Source organism: Brucella oryzae (genome assembly GCF_041929965.1).
Classification (GTDB): Bacteria; Pseudomonadota; Alphaproteobacteria; order Rhizobiales; family Rhizobiaceae; genus Brucella; species Brucella oryzae.
Map to the genome: position 1 here is coordinate 142203 of NZ_JBHEEO010000001.1, position 18166 is coordinate 160368.

Below are 18166 nucleotides of genomic sequence, written 5' to 3' on the forward strand. Positions count from 1 at the left end.
GGTAGGCGGGAGGAGAAAGCCGTGCAATTTGCATCCCTAAACGACATCGTTGTTCATTATGATTTTCAACGGGTAGCAGACGAAAAACCCGTTCTGGTTTTCATCAATTCGCTTGGAACCGATTTCCGCATATGGGATGAAGTTCGCACGCGTCTGCACAACGACACATCGACACTCGTTTATGACAAGCGCGGTCACGGCCTTTCCGATATCGGAAATACTCCCTATACAATCAAACTGCTCGCTGCGGATCTCATTGGCCTGTTCGAGAGGCTGTCGATAAAGCGGGCGATCATTTGCGGCCTTTCTGTCGGTGGACTTATTGCGCAGAGTATTTATGCAGCACGACCTGACCTTGTGACTGGGCTCATACTGTCAAATACCGCGCATAAAATCGGCACCGCAGAAATGTGGGATGCGCGTATAGCTGCTATTCAGCAGGACGGTCTCGCAAGCATCCTCGACACGACAATGCCACGCTGGTTCACCCCGGCTTATCGGCGCCCAGATAATCCTGCCTATCGGGCCTATTGCAATATGTTCGTTCGGCAACCACTCAGCGGCTATATGGCCACCTGTGCTGCGCTACGTGAAGCTGACTTAACCGAAGTAGCCAAGCATATTTCGGTGCCGACACTTTGTCTGGTCGGCGATCAGGATGGCTCCACGCCACCCACCCTTGTGCGCGAATTAGCGAGCCTCATTCCAGGAGCAGACTTCTCAGAAATCGCAGCAAGCGGCCATATCCCCTGCGTTGAACAGCCCGATGCCTACGTCACGCTGTTGCGTAATTTTCTTTCAAACAGATTTGAGCATGGAGAATAACCATGGCTGATAATGCCGTGCAGTCGGAACGCTATAAGATCGGCATGAATGTACGTCGTTCGGTTCTGGGTGACACCCATGTGGATCGCGTTTCGAACGGTGTGACTGAGCTTGATGCACCGTTTCAGGAGCTTATAACGGAAGCCGCATGGGGAACCGTCTGGTCACGGCCTGGCTGGACCAAAAGGGAACGTTCCATCGTGACGATAGCGCTCCTTGCGGCGCTCGGCCAAGACGACGAAGTCGCAATGCATATACGGGCCACAAAAAATACAGGCGCGACAAAGGAGGACATCTGCGAAGCATTGATGCATGTCGCAATCTATGCGGGGGTTCCGGCATCGAACCACGCATTCAAGATCGCCAAGCAGACCTATTTGCAGATGGAAGCAGAGGAGGCTGAGAAATGAAGAACAGTCTGCCGGAGACAACTCCATTCTTTGCGAGAGATCTATCCATGCATCCGCCGGCTTATACGCCATGGTACAAGACATCTGTCCTCCGCTCGCCTACCCGCGCGCTGCTTTCGCTCGAAGGCACCAAAAGCGAAATCACAGGCCCGGTATTTGGGCACAATATGCTGCATGAACTGGATAACGACCTCATCCTCAACTATGCGCGTTCCGGCGAAATGCCGATAGGTCCGCGCATCCTTGTTCATGGCCGCGTTCTGGATGAAAGCAACCGTCCTGTTCCAGGCGCATTGTTGGAGTTCTGGCAAGCCAATGCTGGCGGGCGTTATCGTCACAAGAAAGAAACCTATCTCGCAGCTATCGATCCCAACTTTGGCGGTGTCGGCCGCACGATTACGGATGAAAATGGTTATTACTGGTTCAAAACCATCAAGCCCGGTCCATACCCATGGCCGAATGGCGTGAATGACTGGCGCCCAGCGCACATCCATTTTTCTGTTTTCGGTCATGGTTTTGCGCAGCGCCTTATCACCCAGATGTATTTCGAGGGCGACCCGCTGATCTGGATTTGCCCGATCGTCAAAACTATTCCGGATAAATCGGCTGTCGAGCGGCTGGTAGCACCTCTGGACATGAACGCTAGTTTGCCGATGGATATGCTCGCTTACAAGTTCGACATCGTGTTACGTGGACGCCGTTCGACCGTCTTTGAAAATCGCCCGGAGGGCAACTGATATGGTGCAACCTCTCGACTATCTGAAAGAAACGGCCTCCCAGACAGCGGGCCCTTATGTTCATATCGGACTAACGCCCAATTTTGTCGGCATCAGTGATGTATTTGAGCAGGATCTCGGTTCCGGACCTCTTTATGATGAGAAAGCAGTTGGCGAACGCATCACGATCAAGGGCCATGTGATTGACGGAATGGGCGCGCCGCTTCGTGATGCGCTCATCGAAATTTGGCAGGCTGATGCGAAGGGCCTCTATAACAGCCCTTCCGAAACCTGCGGAAAGGCCGACCCTGCTTTTCGCGGCTGGGGTCGATGTCCGAGCCATATGGACACAGGTGAGTTCACCTTTGAGACTATCAAGCCCGGTCGCGTTCTTTTCAAAGATGGACGCCCCATGGCTCCGCACGTCACCTTGTGGATCGTGGCCCGCGGTATTAATCTCGGTTTGCAAACGCGGATGTATTTTTCAGATGAAGCCGATGCCAATGCAGAGGACCCTATTCTTGCCCGCATCGAACATCTCAGCAGGGTGCAAACCCTGATCGGTCAGCGCGAGGAAAACGTCTATCACTTCGATATTCACTTGCAGGGCGAGAAAGAAACCGTCTTTTTCGATATTTGACGCATGAGCATCTCTGTCTTTGAACATCCATTGCTGGCACAGCTTTTCGGCGACGACGAAGAGATATTAAGCCTTTTCACAGCAGCAGCTGATATCATGGAAATGCTGCGCTTCGAAGCGGCTCTGGCCGATGCTCAAGCCAGCTTGGGTCTCATACCCGTCGAAGCGGGACGAGCAATCAGTCAAGCCATAGATACATTTGAGCCCAATCTATCCGATTTGGCAAAAGCGACTGCGCGGGATGGCGTTGTCATCCCTTCATTCGTGAAGGAACTGCGCCTAACTGTCGGAACGGATTATGGCAAATATGTTCATTTCGGCGCGACGAGCCAGGATGTCATCGATACAAGCCTGATTTTGCGGTTGAAGCGTACAAGTACAATTCTCTATAGGCGAATTCAGCAACTCACGCAGCGTTTCGACCGGCTTGATGCGACGTTTGGAAAGAATACCCTGACCGGCTATACACGTATGCAGCCCGCTATGCCAATAACCGTATCGGACCGTGTCGCAAGCTGGAAACGTCCGCTCGGCGCTTACGGTGCAAAACTGAATACCATCGTTTTTCCCGTGCAGTTCGGAGGAGCAGCCGGAACGCTTGAAAAATTCGCAAACCAGGCGCCGACTCTGCGTGCCCTGCTGGCTGATAAGCTTGGATTGCACGATAGCCCGCAATGGCATAGCCAGCGGGCTTTCATAGTCGAATTTGGCAACCTGCTTTCGCTCATCACGGGTACTCTTGGAAAGTTCGGGCAAGATATTGCGCTCTTGGCTGAACTTGGCGCGGAACTGTCGTTTACAGGCGGCGGTGGATCGTCCGCCATGCCTCATAAGCAAAATCCGGTAGCGGCAGAAACCTTGGTAAGCCTTGCTCGTTTCAACGCTGTCCAGATGGGTGGTTTGCATCAAGCAATGGTGCATGAACAGGAGCGTTCGGGTGCGGCCTGGATGCTTGAATGGCTGATCCTGCCGCAAATCGTGGCATCAGCAGGCGGCGCTCTCAATATTGCTTCCATTTTGATTGATAAGATCGTTCGGATCGGAAACAAACACCCTTCCGATATATAACCACCTGAGTATCATTTATAAGGAATTTTTCATTTTACATGACCAATTAGATAGGCATGCTGAAATCAGGACATTCCGTATTGCGACGAGACGGTCACGCGCGGGAATGGTGGGCGATAGGGAGGAGAACATGAATAAAATCACATTAGCCGCGCTTGCGGTCTTTTCACTCACGGCATCTGAAGCTTATGCCGATGTGGTGAAGGTCGGCGTCATTGGTCCATTTTCAGGTCCGTTTGCCCTTCAGGGCAAGAACTTCAAGGCAGGCATCGACGCCTATATGACCGAGCACAGCAACAAGATCGGCGATGACACCGTCGAGATCGTTTATCGTGACGTGCCGCAAGCCGACCCAGCGCAGTCCAAGGCGCTAGCACAGGAACTCGTGGTCAAGGAAGGCGTGCAATATCTCGCTGGCTTTTACTTCACACCTGACGCCATGGCGGTTACACCCATTCTCAAACAAGGCAATGTGCCAATGGTGGTCATGAATGCCGCCACCTCTTCCATCGTAACGAAAAGCCCTTATGTGGTGCGCACGTCGTTCACCACATGGCAAACGTCAACCCCGATTGCAAAGGTCGCACTCGACAAAGGGGTGAAGAAAGTCATCTCGGTTGTGAGCGATTATGGACCGGGCGTAGATGCGGAAAACGCTTTCAAGGCGGCGTTCACAGAGGCTGGGGGCGAAGTGGTCGAAGCTATTCGAATGCCGCTCGCTACGAATGATTTCAGCCCGATCATGCAGCGTATCAAAGACTCCGGCGCGCAAGGCGTATTTGCTTTTCTGCCATCCGGACCAACCACCCTCGGCTTCATGAAATCTTATGTCGACAACGGATTGAAAGGTTCGGGCATCCAGCTTTTCGCTCCTGGTGATCTGACACAGGAATCCGATCTTCCGGCCCTCGGAGAAAATGCTCTCGGTGTCCTTACGACTTTCCACTACGCGGTTTCGCATGACTCGCCAGAGAACAAGAAGTTTGTCGAGGAAGCTCGAAAGGCTATCGGCAATCCTGTAGAATTGTCCTTCCCTTCGGTCGGCGCTTATGACGGTATGCATGTCATCTACAAGATGATCGAAGCGACTGGCGGTGAAAAAGATGCTGAAAAAGCAGTAGAGGCCGTGAAAGGCATGGAATGGATCAGCCCTCGCGGCCCCGTATCCATCGACCCCGAAAGCCGCCATATGACGCAGAACATCTATCTGCGCGAAGTGGCCAAGGCTGATGACGGTACTTACTATAACAAGGAAATCCAGACCTTCGAGAAACAGGGTGATCCCGGTCTAAAAGCCCAATAGCCCTGGTATTCAAGAATTGACGCACCTTGAATGCCCGGACAGGCATAAAGCGTGCTCGCTCATGGCTCATAACCGCTTATTTTAACGCTTACCCCGAAAGCCCTTTCCTGCTTTTCGGGATACGCCTAACAGGACCACTCAATGCAGACTGTGCTTAGCATTGCCGTCGATGCTCTCGCCTATGGCATGGTGCTTTTCGTCATTTCTATTGGCCTTTCGGTCACCATGGGCCTGATGCGCGTCGTCAACCTCGCTCACGGCGCATTTGCAATGATCGGCGGCTATTTCGCATCCTATGCAGCCCAGCAGCTTAGTCTCAATTACGGCTTTGCAATCATCATCGCCGTTATCGGCACGATGATCATCGCCGTTCCCGTGGAAAGATTGCTCTATCGACGCATTTATGGAGCGCCTGAACTAACACAGGTGCTGATGACCATCGGTATCACTTTCTGCATCATCGGCCTCACCAACTACATATTCGGACCGACGTTGAAAACCATTCCTTTGCCAGAAATGTTGCGCGGATCGGTCGATCTAGGCTTTCGGGCAATTGCCAAGCATCGCATCTTTGCAATCGGGTGCGGATTCGCGGTAGCCCTTGGTCTCTGGTATATCATTGAACGCACTGGCTTCGGCGTAAAACTGCGTGCTGCTGTCGACAATGCCAACATGGCCGCAGCCCTCGGCGTGCGAACGGAAGTCGTTTACGCCATCAGCTTTGCGCTTGCCATCGGGCTCGCAGCTTTCGGCGGCGTTGTCGGCGCTGAACTTCTGCCGGTAGAACCCTATTATGTACTCCGCTACATGGTGACATTTCTGGTTGTCGTCTCAGTCGGCGGTGCAGGTTCCATACCCGGTGCGCTGATTGCCTGCCTCCTGCTCGGCGCAATTGATACAACTGGCCGTTACCTGGCCCCGGAATATGGTGAGTTCTTCTTTTATCTGGCGGTGATCGTCATTGTTACTTTGTTCCCGCGCGGTCTTGCAGGAAGGCTGGCTCGGAAATGACCGATATGACACACACTCTCTCCCATAGCCGTCATTCTTATGCAGGTTTCATTGGTATTGCGGCCATTATTGCGGCTAGTATCGTCGGCTGGTTTCTGTTCCCCGACAATCTTGCGCTGCTGACACGTATCATTGCAATCGCCCTCCTCGTCTTGTCTCTCGATCTCGTGACAGGCTATTGTGGTATAGCAACGCTTGGTCACGCTGCCCTGTTCGGCGCAGGCGCTTATGGTGCCGGTATTGCCGCCGCCCATTTCGGCATAAACGACCCGATCCTGATGACGCTTATCGGCCTTGTTGCGGGTGCTATCACCGGGCTTGTTTCCGGAACAGTCATTCTGCGCGCCCACGGTCTCGCTCAACTCGTCTTATCGATTGCCGTTGTCCATCTGTTCCACGAAGCTGCAAACAAGGCATCAAGCTGGACCGGCGGCAGTGACGGGCTGAGCGGCATTTCTCCCGATCCGATCTTCGGCATATTCGAGTTCGATCTTTACGGACACACAGTCTATATCTACTCCGTAGTCCTGCTGCTCGTTTCGTTCATCTTCCTGCGTTATGTCGTACGTTCACCCTTCGGCATGCTATGCCGGGGTGTGAAAGAGGACCCAGTCCGCGTCCATGCGATGGGTGCTTCGGTGCAAGGTGCGCAGCTTCGCATGTATGTTATTTCCGGTGCGGTTGCCGGTGTCGGTGGCGCGCTCAACGCAATCTCCACTCAGGTCGTGGGCCTCGATAGCCTCAGCTTCACCATGTCAGCGGAAGCACTTGTCATGCTGGTTCTGGGAGGGACAGGATCGCTCTTCGGTGGGCTGATAGGCACGGTTGTCTTCATGTGGTTCGAAGACCTAGTGTCCGCAGCTAATCCGTTCCATTGGCTCACGATGGTCGGTGCACTTCTGATCGCAGTGGTCTTGTTCACCCCGCGCGGGCTGTACGGAACTGTAGCCTATTACTTCGAAAAGAAGGCGCATCGCAAATGAGCACCGTGTTTGAAGTAACGAAACTGCGCAAGAATTTCGGCGGTCTGGCGGTCACGAACGATGTATCGCTTAGCCTGGCGAAAGGCGACCGTGTCGCACTCATTGGTCCTAACGGTGCGGGCAAGACCACTTTCGTCAATCTGGTGACCGGTAATCTTCCAGCCACGTCCGGCACGGTGACGCTCGGTGGCGAGAATGTCTCGAAGCTCAATGCCATGCAGCGCGTCAGACGAGGACTGGTGCGCTCCTTTCAGGTTACTCGTCTCTTCTTTGACATGACACCGGAAGAGCACGTGGCGCTCGCCATCCTTCAGCGCGAGGGAAAAACAGGCCGCATTCTCGGCAATTATCGCAAGATGCCGGATATTCTGGACGAAACACGCGATATTCTCGGCACGCTGGGCCTGCTGCCGCTCGCACAATTGCGGGTAAGCGAGATCGCATATGGCCAACAGCGGCTTCTGGAAATTGCCCTTGCTTTGGCACTGCGTCCCCAAGTGCTGCTGCTTGATGAACCTGCCGCGGGTGTTCCGCAGAGCGACACGAGTCGCATTGAAGAAGCTCTCGACCGATTACCGGCCGATCTGGCAGTACTCATGATCGAGCACGATATGGACCTCGTTTTCCGCTTTGCAAAACGGGTCGTCGTACTCGCCGCCGGAACAGTTATTTTCGACGGATTGCCGGAAGATGTGGTGCAAGATACCCGTGTCCGCGAAGCCTATCTCGGGAGCTATGCGCAATGAGTGCCGCCTCAATTGAAGTCCGCAATCTCTCCTCCGGTTACGGCCCAACCCGTGTCATCGAGGACGTCTCGCTCAAGGCGGAACCGGGATCGCGACTTGCCATTCTGGGCCGCAACGGCGTCGGTAAGACCAGTCTCCTGGCTACCATCGCAGGTCAAACCCGCCGTTATGGCGGTGAAATTCTGCTGGATGGCAAGAATATTGCCACGCTTCCATCAGCCGCGCGCGCAATTGCCGGTCTTGGCTATGTACCGCAAACCCGCGATGTTTTTCCGACGCTCACAGTCGAAGAAAACCTCTTCGTCGGCCTCAAGAACCGGCCAAAGGATGTGCTTGACGAAGCCTATGTAATGTTTCCGCGCCTGAAGGAGCGACGCCGTAATCTTGGATCGCAGCTTTCCGGCGGCGAGCAACAAATGCTTTCCACCGCGCGCAGCATTCTCGGACAGCCGTCGGTGCTGCTGCTCGATGAACCGCTGGAAGGACTCGCTCCTGTCATCTGCGAAGAGCTGATGGCTGCTTTCTCGACACTGGCGCAGAAGGGTGACATGACGATCCTGCTTGTCGAACAACGCATCCAGAGCGCACTCGACTTTGCCGATCACGTCATCATACTGGAACGTGGGCGCATCGCATGGTCTGGCACGTCAGCAGAACTCGCCGAAAACCAGCAGATTGTCGAAGAACTGCTCGGTGTTGGCGGCTTGCATTGATCAGTTGCCAACGAACTCGAATTTGTCAACGTCTACGAGGCCGCGGTCGGTAATCTTGAGATGCGGGATCACAGGTAAGGCAATGAAGGCCAGTTGCAAGAATGGCTCCTCCAGAACTGAACCCAGTTCTTCGGCTGCGTGCCGCAGGATACGAAGCTGGTCGCGGACAGTTTCGTATGGCTCGACGCTCATCAATCCTGCAATAGGTAAAGACATTTCAGCCAACACCTTGCCATCTCGCACGACGACGAAACCACCTTCAATTTCGCCCAATCGGTTGGCAGCTGCAGCAATATCTTCGTCTGAAGTGCCAATCACGCAGATATTATGGCTGTCATGACTGACGGTTGAAGCGATTGCGCCTGCTTTCAACCCAAAACCATGCACGAAGCCGGTAGCAATATTCCCATTCTTGCCATGACGTTCGACAACAGCAATCTTGACGACATCTTTTTCAAAATCCGGCTCAACGCCATTCAGTCCAACCTTAAGATCGAATTCGAGGCTTTTCGTTATAATCTTGCCGGGAATGATGCCGATAGCACGTGTTTTTCCGCTATTGGAATGAGAGCGGAAGCTGGATGCGCTGACTTTGGGCGCCTTGACGCTGTTGCGCCCAACAGGAGCAACGGTGTTGCGGGTCGCAAACAAATCCTCGGAAACCACCCTGCCCGCAGACAGCACGATTTCAGCATGGCAACCTTCAAGACTGTCCACCACAACGAGATCAGCGCGCTGGCCCGGAGCAACTAGACCGCGATCGAAAAAGCCGAAAGCGCGCGCTGCAGAGACGCTGGCAGCGCGATAAATGGCAACCGGCTCCACGCCGCCTGCAATAGCCGTACGGATAAGGTAATCGAGGTGACCCTGATCGGCGATATCGAGCGGATTACGATCATCCGTGCATAGTGCCAAGAACTGCGCATGCCGCTCGGTAATGATCGGCATGAGCGCTTTCAGATCCTTGGAAACGGACCCCTCACGCACCAGCACATGCATACCCTTGCGCATCTTTTCGAGCGCCTCTTCCGCACTCGTCGCCTCATGCTCAGTGCGAATGCCTGCTGAAATATAGCCGTTGAGATCAAGTCCACGCAGAAGTGGCGCGTGGCCGTCGATATGCCTGCCCTGAAATGCCTCAAGCTTCGCCATGCACTCGGGATCTTTTGCCAGGACACCCGGAAAATTCATGAATTCGGCAAGACCGATTACCTTGGGATGATTGGAAAAAGGAAGCAGATCATCGATTAGAAGTTCAGCGCCGGATGTTTCCATATGCGTGGCCGGGACGCAGCTTGAAAGCTGCACGCGGATATCCATTACCGTTTCAAGCGCACTGTCGAGAAAGAACTTGATGCCTTCTGCACCCAGCACATTGGCGATCTCGTGCGGATCGCAAATAGCAGTCGTTATACCCTGCGGCAGCACGCAGCGGTCGAATTCATGCGGCGTGACATGCGAGGATTCGATATGAAGATGCGTATCGATAAATCCCGGCACGACGATGCGGCCCGAAATATCGATTTCATGGTTGCCCTGATAGTTGCCGAAAGTTCCAACAATCCGGTCACCGCAGATTGCAATGTCACTTTCGACAAGCTCACCGGTTACGAGATCGAAGAAGCGCCCGCCCTTGAGCACGATGTCGGCCGGCTCCCGACCTACACCTTGATCGATCATCCGTTCCAGCATCACATCACCTCACATTCGGAATCAGTTGCCGAAAGTTATCACAATGCAAGATGCGGCGGTAAGGTCACCCTTCCGCCGCATTTATAACGTTCGGATGTCCAAATTTAACGGACGTATTCAATCATCCTGCTGCGGCTTAAAACCAGTTCAACACGATTATCATCCAGTTTATGCAAACAGACGCGCTTGGTCCAGGGACCGTCCTGCAACGTGAAGAGCGCACGCCCCCCGCCGAGATTTTCCAACGGCATAGCACGACGCGTGGGGCCTATGCCCATGATCAAATGCCCGTCCTTGATATCAAAACTCGCGCCATAAGGCGATGCCCGCCAATGGCCGTCGAGTTCCTTGCACACCGGGTTCGGTGCCACTGGCTTCAATCGACGAGGCACATAGCCAATTTCGCCTTCCAGCTCAACACCTGTCCAACGAAGTTCAACCGGAGACGATGATGACAAGGAGGAAAACCAGCCATCGCCGATATCGTAAAGCGTATCCTCGGAATCAAGCCAGTTGGCTATACCGTTGCGCATTTCGAGCCAGAACGGCCCGCTATCCGTCACATACAGCCCATCAGGAATCGTACAGTTGGTCTCCGGCAGCGACAAATCGTTGAGTGCGGCCATGCAATCGCGCGCCATCTTATAAGTGTTGGCGTCTTCACGATTTGAAACAACAATCATGCCGGTTTTCGCGGCTGGATCGAGCAAAAAGTAGCTCTTGTAGCCAGGATGCGAGCCACCATGTCCAACAAAGCGCTTGCCAGCCACTTCGTTCCACCGCAATCCAAGCCCGTAACCGGTCATCCGTCCGTCAGCAAGATGGCGATCGGCTGACAGCTTATCGAGCAAGCCTTTGAAAGGATCCTCGCCATTGACGAGCGCCTGCGCCCATTTGGTCAGCGCCATGCCACTGCCGGCCAGGCTACCAGATGCCGAAATATGCAGGCCAGCGGAACTGAGTTGCCACTTCTCACCGGATTTCCAGTAACCGGGAACAAGACCTACAACCGGATCATTCCAGACATCCGGTGCTTCCATGAAAACATCGAGAGGTGCAGCAATATCCGACTTCACGAAATCATTGAAACGAAACCCCTTCCGCTCCAGCACAGCTTCCACCAGACGATAGCCTGTGTTGGAATAGGAAATTTCCGATCCCGCATCGAAATTGAGGCGGTTGAGTGAGGCCAGATAATCCAGAAGCTGATCGGAGTCCGTCTCCGTATAAACGGACAGCCCCAAAAGTGTCAGGCATTCCCGTGTATCTGGCAGACCACCCGTCATGTCCAGCGCGCGACCGACCGTGACATCCGCAAGCGGGCTTTGTAACTCTGGCAGATGATCGCCCAGCCGATCATCAAGGCCGATAACGTCACTATGCTTGAGAACCATCGCACAGAATGCATGTTTCGTGACTGACGCATAGCGAACGACCGTATTGGCCGTGAACGGCACGCCGGTAGACAGGCTTTCGAGCCCGCCCGCATAGGCAAACTTCACGCCATCAGGATCGAATCCAATAATGACGCCGCCCGGTTCATCCTTGGCCCAGCTTCTCGAAAAGACTTTCGCGGCAAGCGACGCCGCATTCCAGTCTGCACGCGTTGACATGAAAACTCCGTCAGGCAGGTTCTTCCAGATTGACGCTTAGGGCGCGCAATTCTGTGGTATGCGGGTGTGCCGTTCGCCCGGCACGCAAATCCTCGGCGCTAAGTTGCTCCACCAGCTCACCATGCTGCATAACCCCAACCTGTGGGCAGAGGTGTGCGATCACCGCGAGATTGTGGCTCACCAGCACATAAGTGAGATTCTTTTCCGCGCGCAAGTCCGCGAGAAGATTAAGAATTTCAGCTTGTACCGAGACATCAAGCGCCGATGTCGGCTCATCCAGTAGCAACACCTCCGGCTCCGCAATCAGAGCGCGAGCAATTGCTACGCGCTGGCGTTGGCCGCCTGAAAGCTGATGCGGAAAACGAAAACGTGCTGCCTTGGGCAACGCGACTTCGTCAAGCACCTTTTCAATACGCTTGTCTATATTTCCGGTCCCATGAACCAGCAGAAGCTCGCTCAGGATGCGATCAATAGTCTGACGTGGATGCAGCGATCCAAACGGATCCTGAAAAACCATTTGCACCTGACGGAAAAAAGTGGGCGTACGCTTTTGGGCAACGTCCTTGCCATCGAACGCAATACGGCCGCCCCATTGTTCGTTGAGGCCAGCCATTGCACGCAGGATGGTCGATTTGCCGGAGCCGCTTTCCCCAACAATGCCAAAGCTTCCCCCCTTCTCGACATTGAAGGATACACCCTTGACGACTTCACGTTCATTGAAGCTGATGCGGAGTTGATCAATAACTATCATGAGTTCAGCCAGCTTTCTTCACGATTGAGAACCGGCAACCGATCGCGGGGGTGTGTGAGCGACGGAATGCAATTGAGAAGTCCCTTCGTATAGGGATGCTCTGCGCGCACAAGCTCGGAAGCTTTCAATTCCTCCATGACCCGGCCCATATACATGACCATGACGCGGTCGCAGAAATGCGACACGAGTGGCAGATCGTGGCTGATGAGGAGAAGTCCCATTCCACGCTTAGAGACCAGGTCATCAATCAGGCGCAGAATTTCCGCCTGCACAGTGGCGTCCAATGCCGATGTTGGTTCATCGGCGATGAGCAGTTCCGGATCGGGCGCAAGCATCATGGCGATCATGACACGCTGCCCCATGCCACCAGAAACTTCGTGCGGGTAAAGCTTTGCCACTTCACGCGGATTGCGGATCATGACCTGATCGAGAAGATCAACCGCGGCATCCATCGCTTGACGCTTGCTACCACCTTTATGGGTACGCCACGCTTCGGCTACCTGCACGCCGATGGTTTTGACCGGATTAAGCGAATATTTGGGGTCCTGAAGGATGAAGCCTGCACGCTTGCCACGTATCTGACGCATACCGCGCTCGGTGGCTGACAGAATGTCGATGCCATCGAATGAAAGCTTGTCGGCCTTCACTTCAGCGATTGGCGGCAGCAGTTTCATGAGGGCTCGCGCGGTCAAAGATTTACCCGAACCACTTTCGCCCACGATGCCCAGTTTTTCACGACCGAGCTGAAGGGAGATCCCGCGCACGGCGTCGAAACGACTGGTGCGCGTTTCAAAGCTGATCTGCAGATTTTTGATATCAACCAGCATCTGTTCTCTCAATTCTGCTTTGGATCGAGCACGTCACGCAGACCGTCGCCAAGGAAATTGAACGCCAGCGAGACGAGGAAGATCGCGATGCCGGGGATAGTGGCAACCCACCATTGCTCGAAAATAAAGCGTTTGGCGGTGGCAATCATTGCTCCCCATTCCGGTGATGGCGGCTGCGCGCCCATTCCGAGAAAACCGAGGCTTGCTGCAGTGATGATGATCGAGCTCATATCGAGCGTAATGCGCACAATGACGCTCGGCACGCAAAGCGGCATGATGTGGCGTAGAATGATACGGAAAGACGATGCACCGGTCAGCTTGGCTGCCGCGATGAAGTCGCTTTTGCGCAAGGTCATGGTTTCCGCGCGTGCAAGACGAGCATAAGGGGGCCAAGCGGTTAATGCGATTGCAAGCACAGCGCTCTCAACGCCAGGCTTAAGTGCTGCCACGAAAGCGAGCGCAAGGATCAAGCGCGGAAACGCCAGAAAAACATCCGTGACGCGCATTAACGCAGTGTCAACAATCCCACCGAAATACCCGGCGATACAACCAATGAAAAGGCCAATCGGCGCAACCAGAATAACGACAGCGATGACCATCCCAAGGGTAACGCGACCGCCGTAAAGAATGCGCGAAAGAATATCGCGGCCAAGTTCATCAGTCCCGAACCAATGCGCCGCAGTTGGAACAGAAAGGCGATTACCGAGATTCTGAACACTCGGATCGTACGGCGCCAGCAATGGCGCGGCCAGCGACAGGACGACGAAAGCGACGATTATAAAAAGACCAATCATCGCGAGCGGATTGGCCCGAAGGTTCACCCAGATGCGATAGCGCCTGCCCCAGTTCGCCTGAGAGCGGGAGGCGGGCGATTCATCCAGCGCCCAATTATGAAAATTAGCAAATATCATCGGACACGCGGATCCAGAACTTTATAGAGGATATCGGCGAGCAGATTAAGCCCGACATAAATGACGCCGATGAGCAGCGTAGCGCCCACAACCGGATTCATATCGGCATTCATCAGCGACACGGTCAGATACTGGCCGAGGCCGGGCCAACTGAAGACGGTCTCGGTCACGACAGCCCCCTCCAGCAGACCTGCATAGGTGAGCGCTAGAACTGTCACCAGCTGCACGGCAACGGTCGGGAAAGCATGTTTCCAGATGACGGAGGTGAGAGACAGGCCTTTCGCACGTGCCGTAATCACGAATTCACCCTTGAGCGCATCAAGCATAAAGGCGCGGGTCATACGCGTGATATACGCCATACTGAAATATGCGAGGATCAGGACCGGCTGCACCATATGGTAGACCGCGTCCCAGAACGCATCCCAGTCCCCCTCAAGGAGACTGTCGATCGTGAGCAGACCGGTAACGTGGGGGATCATGCCCTCATAGATGATGTCCTGACGTCCGGGTCCCGGTGCGATATCGAGCGTCGCATAGAAGACCAGAAGCGATATCAGAGCCAGCATGAAGACCGGAACAGAATGACCGGCAAGGCATATGACGCGGATCGTCTGGTCGATAACGGAACCCTGTCGGACAGCAGCCCAAACACCCAGTGGAATGCCGACAAGCGCCGCAACAAGAAGTGCCGCCGTTGCCAGTTCCAATGTCGCGGGAAAATAGCGAGCGATATCCTGCGTCACCGGATTTCGGGTCAGGATGGAATTGCCGAAATCACCGTGCAGCACCTGTCCAACATAGTGCACAAACTGGACCACGAGCGGCTGATCAAGGCCCATCTCCGCACGGACACGCTGGATAACAGCCTCAGGTGCGTTGTCACCAACCGCAGCGATAACAGGATCGACCGGCATAACACGACCGATCATGAAAGTAATGACCATCAACCCGAACAGCGTGATCAACACGCTGCTCAGGATACCGGTCAGGTTCTTGAGGCTTTTCTTCACGCCTTGGCGATCCCTGCATAGGAATGAGAATCGGACAGGACGCCAAGACGCATTCCGGTAACATCCTTGCGGCAGGCGGCCGTCTCGAACTTCTGCATCATGATGATGAACGGGCTGTTGTTCATGAATTCGCGCTGCAGATCTTCATACATCTTCACGCGCTTTGCCGGATCCTGTTCATCACGCGCAGCAAGAGACTTCTTGGAGAAATCCTCATTCTGGAAGTGCGAGCGCCATGCAAAAGGCTTCGTTTTCGCATCATCAGAATTATCCGGATTGTTGCAGAAGACATCGACATTGGTGTTCGGATCGAAATAGTCCGACCCCCATACAGTCAATGCCATCTGGTGTTCACGAGCGCGCATCTTCGTCAGAACCTGACGATTTTCAGCAGCCAGCAGCTCTACCTTGATACCGATTTCGGCAAGGCTTGCCTGAATCGCCTGTGCGATATCGGGGCTCGGCTGTGCCGAATAGTGATCCATCTTGATAGAAAAGCCATCGGGAACACCAGCTTCGGCGAGCAGAGCCTTCGCCTTAGCAATATCCTTCTTGAACGGATTCTCATTCAGCGCTGCCGGAAAACCTTCAGGAACGAGACTTTGGTGAACCTTGTAATTCAGCGGCACGATATTCTTCTGGATGCCATCATAGTCTACAGCCCACTTGATTGCTTCCCAGACTTTCGGTTTGGCAAGAACTTCCACGCTCTGGTTGAGCGACATCAGCATCAAACCGCCGACACCCTTGCGCACCAGATTATAGCTTTCATCGCCATCCAGAACACGAAGCTGCTCGGTAGTGAGGTTACGTGCAATATCGACGTCCCCCTTCTGGAGCATGAGAAGCTGCGAGGACGGGTCCGCAACGTGACGCAAAAGGATGCGCTTCACATTGCCCTTGTATGCGCCATGCGGATTAACGTTCAGCATAATGCTTTCGCTCGGCTTCCAGGAAACGAGAACCCATTCACCCGAACCGGCGCTGTTTTTCTGAAGCCAGCCATTACCGAGATCGTCACCGGAGGCATTTTCCAGAACGGCCTTCTTTTCAACAATACTGGCGACGCTGGCCGACAGGCAATACAGCAGGAAAGGCAGCGACGTTGACTGCTCAACCGTCAGAGTCAATGTCGACGGATCAGTTGCAACGATGTTCTTCTCCACATTTTCAGGCGTGAAACCGAACTGGCCAATGATGAAAGCTGGGCCCTTGTTCATCTTGATCGCGCGCTGCAGCGAGAAGGCAACATCATCAGCTGTGATCTGTGCGCCGCTTGCAAATTTTGCATTCGGATCGATCTTGAAGGTGAAGGCTTTTCCATCAGCGTCGGCTTCCCAGGAAACAGCAACGCCGCCTTCCACCTGATCCGGATTGGAAAGACTTGGATGTACCAGACGCTGATACATGTTGTTGCAGATTTCGCTGCCGACAGCTTCAAAGCTCTCATGCGGATCAAGACTGGTCATATTGTCGAGCTGCTGGGCCACAACCAGAATGTCCTGACGCCCGGCTCCTATTGCAGGCAAAATGCTTGCATAGGACAGGAAAGGAACGGCAGCAGCGCCTGCCAGAAAACCACGTCTTGAAATCATTGAGAGCTCCTCTTGCAACGCTTTCTGAAAGGCTTCCTGTTATCGGGAACCATATAGACAGCGTTCTATCTCTGGATACATTTTTCCAGCTTCCCGCTATCACGTCAGCGGAGGCAGGGGCCAATGCAGAATTTTGCATTCCCTATGCAGAGTTTGCATGAGGACAAACTAAAAGAGACCTTTTGCTTGAAAGAATCGCTGTTCATGCAGGGCAGTCATATCAAGCGTCCGAAATCGCATTTGCAATTCTTCTCACTTGGGTCCATCACCGCCCTGAAATCCTGGATTTGATTTGAAAAGGCTTCCCCATGGCGACACAACAGAAGATCCCCGTTTTCGATGGCCACAACGACGTGCTACTGCGCCTATGGTCATCTGACGCTTCCGAGCCGGAAAAGCGCTTTCTTGAAGGAGAGAATGTCGGGCACATTGATCTTCCACGTGCCCAGAAAGGGGGGCTCGGCGGCGGTCTGTGCGCAGTATACGTGCCCTCACCTTCACGAGAACTGGACGCCAATGGCAACCTCGCAACGCCAAGCCAGACGGATGCGATGAAGGCAACGCTCGCTATGTCGGCCATTCTTCTGAAGATCGAACGAGCGTCAGAGGGCAACGTCCGCATCTGCCGCACGGCAGCCGATATTCGCGATGCATTTGCCAAAGGCATTTTCGCTTCTGTCTATCATATCGAAGGTGTGGAGGCTTTTAGCGAAGACCTTGATGCCCTTTATGTTTTGCATGAGGCCGGCTTGAGAACGCTGGGACCTGTCTGGAGCCGCCCAAATATTTTTGCCCACGGCATACCTTTCCGGTTTCCAGCGTCGCCTGATATCGGCCCCGGTCTCACGGATCATGGCAAGGCACTCATTCGCGCCTGCAATGAACTTAAAGTCATGGTTGACCTTTCCCATATGAACGAAAAAGGGTTCTGGGATATCGCAGCAATTTCCGATGCACCCCTCGTGGCGTCGCATTCCAATGCTCACGCGCTTTGCCAGCAAAGCCGAAATCTGACCGACAAACAACTCGATGCCATTCGTGATACTGGCGGCCTCGTCGGGCTTAATTTTGGCGTTTCGTTCCTGCGTGAAGACGGAAAGCGCGATCCGAATACCGATCTGAGCGAACTCGTTCGCCATGCTGATTACATCGTCAACCGCATCGGAATCGACCATCTGGCTCTGGGTTCCGATTTTGACGGCACCACAATTTCTTCTACTCTTCGCGATGTCGGCGATCTTCAGCTCGTCATAGAGGCCTTCCGTAAACACGGTTATGACGATGCTTCCATCGTCAAGTTGGCTCATGCGAACTGGATCAATGTGCTTGAACGGACATGGGGCGCCTAAACA

At 54.0% G+C, this 18166-nt stretch carries 17 protein-coding genes and 1 pseudogene; 11 read left to right on the forward strand and 7 right to left on the reverse strand.

Annotated elements, in window-relative coordinates; all coding sequences use genetic code 11:
- Positions 1 to 21 precede the first annotated feature (21 nt).
- From pcaD to JNC70_RS00740, 10 genes are all read left to right on the forward strand, one after another.
- The gene (gene pcaD, locus JNC70_RS00695) at positions 22 to 825 is read left to right on the forward strand and encodes a 3-oxoadipate enol-lactonase (protein ID WP_104754919.1); all 804 of its coding nucleotides are present in this window, start codon (positions 22 to 24) and stop codon (positions 823 to 825) included.
- 2 nt (positions 826 to 827) lie between these two features.
- Entirely contained in the window at positions 828 to 1235 is a 408-nt protein-coding gene (gene pcaC, locus JNC70_RS00700; protein WP_104754918.1) for a 4-carboxymuconolactone decarboxylase, read from the forward strand.
- Positions 1232 to 1972 (forward strand): protocatechuate 3,4-dioxygenase subunit beta, encoded by a 741-nt coding sequence (gene pcaH / locus JNC70_RS00705; protein WP_104754917.1) that lies wholly within the window; start codon positions 1232 to 1234, stop codon positions 1970 to 1972. Before pcaC ends, pcaH begins: the two co-directional genes overlap by 4 nt.
- A 1-nt stretch (position 1973) precedes the next feature.
- Positions 1974 to 2591, forward strand: coding sequence for a protocatechuate 3,4-dioxygenase subunit alpha (gene pcaG / locus JNC70_RS00710; RefSeq protein ID WP_104754916.1), 618 nt, complete (start codon positions 1974 to 1976; stop codon positions 2589 to 2591).
- Between the two features lie 3 nt (positions 2592 to 2594).
- On the forward strand, positions 2595 to 3659 hold the full coding sequence (locus tag JNC70_RS00715; protein WP_104754915.1) for a 3-carboxy-cis,cis-muconate cycloisomerase: 1065 nt from the start codon (positions 2595 to 2597) through the stop codon (positions 3657 to 3659).
- Positions 3660 to 3789: 130 nt separating this feature from the next.
- Positions 3790 to 4962 carry an ABC transporter substrate-binding protein gene (locus JNC70_RS00720; protein WP_104754914.1) on the forward strand — a complete coding sequence of 391 codons (1173 nt, stop codon included), beginning with the start codon at positions 3790 to 3792 and terminating at the stop codon, positions 4960 to 4962.
- Positions 4963 to 5103: 141 nt separating this feature from the next.
- A complete protein-coding gene (locus JNC70_RS00725; RefSeq protein ID WP_104754913.1) occupies positions 5104 to 5973 on the forward strand; it encodes a branched-chain amino acid ABC transporter permease in 870 nt (289 codons plus the stop codon).
- Positions 5970 to 6956: a branched-chain amino acid ABC transporter permease gene (locus tag JNC70_RS00730; protein WP_104754912.1), complete on the forward strand. Its 987-nt coding sequence runs from the start codon at positions 5970 to 5972 to the stop codon at positions 6954 to 6956. Before JNC70_RS00725 ends, JNC70_RS00730 begins: the two co-directional genes overlap by 4 nt.
- Entirely contained in the window at positions 6953 to 7702 is a 750-nt protein-coding gene (locus JNC70_RS00735; protein WP_104754911.1) for an ABC transporter ATP-binding protein, read from the forward strand. Before JNC70_RS00730 ends, JNC70_RS00735 begins: the two co-directional genes overlap by 4 nt.
- Positions 7699 to 8415, forward strand: coding sequence for an ABC transporter ATP-binding protein (locus JNC70_RS00740; RefSeq protein WP_104754910.1), 717 nt, complete (start codon positions 7699 to 7701; stop codon positions 8413 to 8415). Before JNC70_RS00735 ends, JNC70_RS00740 begins: the two co-directional genes overlap by 4 nt.
- Here JNC70_RS00740 and ade read toward each other — a convergent pair.
- The 7 genes and pseudogenes from ade to JNC70_RS00775 all read right to left on the reverse strand — a co-directional run bounded on the left by ade (position 8416) and on the right by JNC70_RS00775 (position 16814).
- Positions 8416 to 10159, reverse strand: a pseudogene (ade, locus tag JNC70_RS00745) (adenine deaminase). It lies immediately after the preceding gene.
- A gap of 52 nt (positions 10160 to 10211) precedes the next feature.
- Positions 10212 to 11720, reverse strand: coding sequence for a serine hydrolase domain-containing protein (locus tag JNC70_RS00750; RefSeq protein ID WP_104754908.1), 1509 nt, complete (start codon positions 11718 to 11720; stop codon positions 10212 to 10214).
- Positions 11721 to 11730: 10 nt separating this feature from the next.
- The gene (locus tag JNC70_RS00755) at positions 11731 to 12471 is read right to left on the reverse strand and encodes an ABC transporter ATP-binding protein (protein WP_104754907.1); all 741 of its coding nucleotides are present in this window, start codon (positions 12469 to 12471) and stop codon (positions 11731 to 11733) included.
- A complete protein-coding gene (locus JNC70_RS00760; protein ID WP_104754906.1) occupies positions 12468 to 13298 on the reverse strand; it encodes an ABC transporter ATP-binding protein in 831 nt (276 codons plus the stop codon). The genes JNC70_RS00755 and JNC70_RS00760 overlap by 4 nt, the downstream gene beginning before the upstream one ends.
- Before the next feature lie 8 nt (positions 13299 to 13306).
- Complete coding sequence (nikC, locus tag JNC70_RS00765; RefSeq protein ID WP_104754905.1) at positions 13307 to 14209, reverse strand: nickel transporter permease; 903 nt, start codon at positions 14207 to 14209, stop codon at positions 13307 to 13309.
- Positions 14206 to 15219 carry an ABC transporter permease gene (locus JNC70_RS00770; protein WP_104754904.1) on the reverse strand — a complete coding sequence of 338 codons (1014 nt, stop codon included), beginning with the start codon at positions 15217 to 15219 and terminating at the stop codon, positions 14206 to 14208. Before JNC70_RS00770 ends, nikC begins: the two co-directional genes overlap by 4 nt.
- Entirely contained in the window at positions 15216 to 16814 is a 1599-nt protein-coding gene (locus JNC70_RS00775; protein WP_104754903.1) for an ABC transporter substrate-binding protein, read from the reverse strand. The genes JNC70_RS00770 and JNC70_RS00775 overlap by 4 nt, the downstream gene beginning before the upstream one ends.
- A 308-nt stretch (positions 16815 to 17122) precedes the next feature.
- On the opposite strand from JNC70_RS00775, the gene JNC70_RS00780 reads away from it, so the two are divergent.
- The gene (locus JNC70_RS00780) at positions 17123 to 18163 is read left to right on the forward strand and encodes a dipeptidase (protein ID WP_104754902.1); all 1041 of its coding nucleotides are present in this window, start codon (positions 17123 to 17125) and stop codon (positions 18161 to 18163) included.
- Positions 18164 to 18166: the final 3 nt, after the last annotated feature.